The organism is Dietzia sp. SLG310A2-38A2 (assembly GCF_014145095.1).
Lineage (GTDB): Bacteria > Actinomycetota > Actinomycetes > Mycobacteriales > Mycobacteriaceae > Dietzia.
Map to the genome: position 1 here is coordinate 1 of NZ_JAALDX010000395.1, position 2,192 is coordinate 2,192.

Sequence of the window (2,192 nt, forward strand, 5' to 3'; positions counted from 1 at the left end):
GCCCGCGCCCGAGCCCGCGCCCGTGCCCTCGCCCGCGCCCGTCGAGAAGAGCGTTTCGGACACATCGGCCGAGTGGATCTGTGCGGAACGCTCTTTTCGATGGGGGCCGGGCGCGGACCGACCGGCGCCGGGGCCGGGCTCGGGACTCACACCGACACCAGCTCCGGCTGGATCACCGGGTGGGAGCCCTCGGGATCCCCGGCCATGGCGGTGAGGAAGTCGGCGGCGTACTGCAGCATCTCGTCGTCGCGCGCCTTCTCCGCTCCCGCACCGCGCGCACCTGCGGCCTTGGGCAGCGGGAGCAGCACGGTCTTCTGCGTGGCCCGGTACTGGGCGGCCGGGTACATGCGCTTGAGCCGGATCTGCTGGGAGTCGAGCAGGTCGAGCGGGCCCACGCGCAGGCGGGAGCCGGCCAGCACGATCTCCCGCACCTTGTACTTCTGGCACACGAGCCGCAGCCGCGACACCGACACCACGCGCCGGGCCTCGGCGGGCATGGGCCCGTAGCGGTCCACCAGTTCCTCGACCACCGCGTCGATGTCCTCGGGCGCCCTGGCCTGGGACAGCTTGCGGTACGCCTCGAGCCGCAGCCGGTCGCCGTCGACGTATTCGACCGGGATGTAGGCGTCGACGGGCAGCTCGATGCGGATCTCGCCCTGCTCCTCCTCGACCTCCACAGTTTCGCCGTCGGCGATCGCGCGGTAGGCCTCCACGGCCTCGCCCACCAGACGGATGTAGAGGTCAAAGCCGACGCCGGCGATGTGACCGGACTGCTCGGCGCCCAGCACGTTGCCCGCGCCGCGCAGCTCGAGGTCCTTCATCGCCACGGCCATGCCTGCGCCCAGGTCGTTGTTCTGGGCGATGGTGGCCAGCCGGTCGTAGGCGGTCTCGGTGAGCGGCTTCTCCGGGTCGTAGAGGAAGTAGGCGTACCCGCGCTCACGGGAGCGGCCCACGCGCCCGCGCAGCTGGTGCATCTGCGACAGGCCCAGCTGGTCGGAGCGGTCGACGATCAGGGTGTTGGCGTTGGAGATGTCCAGACCGGTCTCGACGATGGTCGTACACACCAGCACGTCGTAGTCGCGGTTCCAGAACCCGCCGACGGTCTGCTCGAGCTGCTCCTCCCCCATCTGCCCGTGGGCCACCACCACGCGCGCCTCGGGCACCAGGTCACGGATCTTCGCGGCGGTGGCGTCGATGGTCCGCACCCGGTTGTGCACGTAGAACACCTGCCCCTCGCGCAGCAACTCGCGGCGGATGGCGGCCGCGACGTGCTTGTCCGAATGCGCGCCCACGTAGGTGAGTACGGGCAGCCGCTCCTCTGGCGGGGTGAGGATCTGGCTCATCTCGCGGATCCCGGCCAGCGACATCTCCAGCGTCCGCGGGATGGGCGTGGCGGACATGGTCAGCACGTCCACGTGGGTGCGCAGCGAGGTGATGTGCTCCTTGTGCTCCACACCGAAGCGCTGCTCCTCGTCCACCACCACCAGGCCGAGGTTCTTCCAGTGCACCGCGGTGGCCAGCAGCCGGTGGGTGCCGATCACCACGTCCACCGTGCCGTCGGCCAGCCCCTTGAGCACCTCCTTGGCCTCGGCGTCCGAGGTGAACCGGCTGAGCCCCTTCACTGTGACCGGGAACCCGGTCATGCGCTCGACGAACGTCGCCTGGTGCTGCTGCGCGAGCAGCGTGGTGGGCACCAGCACGGCCACCTGCGTCCCGTCCTGCACGGCCTTGAACGCCGCCCGCACGGCCACCTCGGTCTTGCCGTAGCCCACGTCGCCCACCACCACTCGGTCCATGGGGGCGGTCTTCTCCATGTCCCCCTTGACGTCCTCGATCGCCGTGAGCTGGTCGACGGTCTCGGTGAACGGGAACGCGTCCTCCATCTCCCGCTGCCACGGGGTGTCGGGGCCGAAGGCGCGGCCCGGGGCGGACTGGCGCTTGGCGTAGAGCTGCACCAGCTCCGTGGCGATCTCGCGGACCGCCTTGCGGGCCTTGCGCTTGGTGTTCTGCCAGTCGGCGCCGCCCATCTTGCTCAGCGTCGGCGCCTCCCCGCCCACGTAGCGGCTCAGCTGGCCCAGCGACTCCATCGGCACGAACAAGCGGTCGCCGGCGCCGCCGCGTTTGCCGGGGGCGTACTCGATCACCACGTACTCGCGGCGGCTCGAGCCGTCCCCGCCGCGCACCTGCCGCTC

General features: G+C 70.9%; 1 protein-coding gene. It reads right to left on the reverse strand.

Annotated features, from left to right (window positions below; genetic code table 11):
• Positions 1-146: 146 nt before the first annotated feature.
• A partial coding sequence (gene mfd / locus G6027_RS13715) for a transcription-repair coupling factor (protein WP_182637656.1) occupies positions 147-2,192 on the reverse strand: 2,046 nt, incomplete at its 5' end.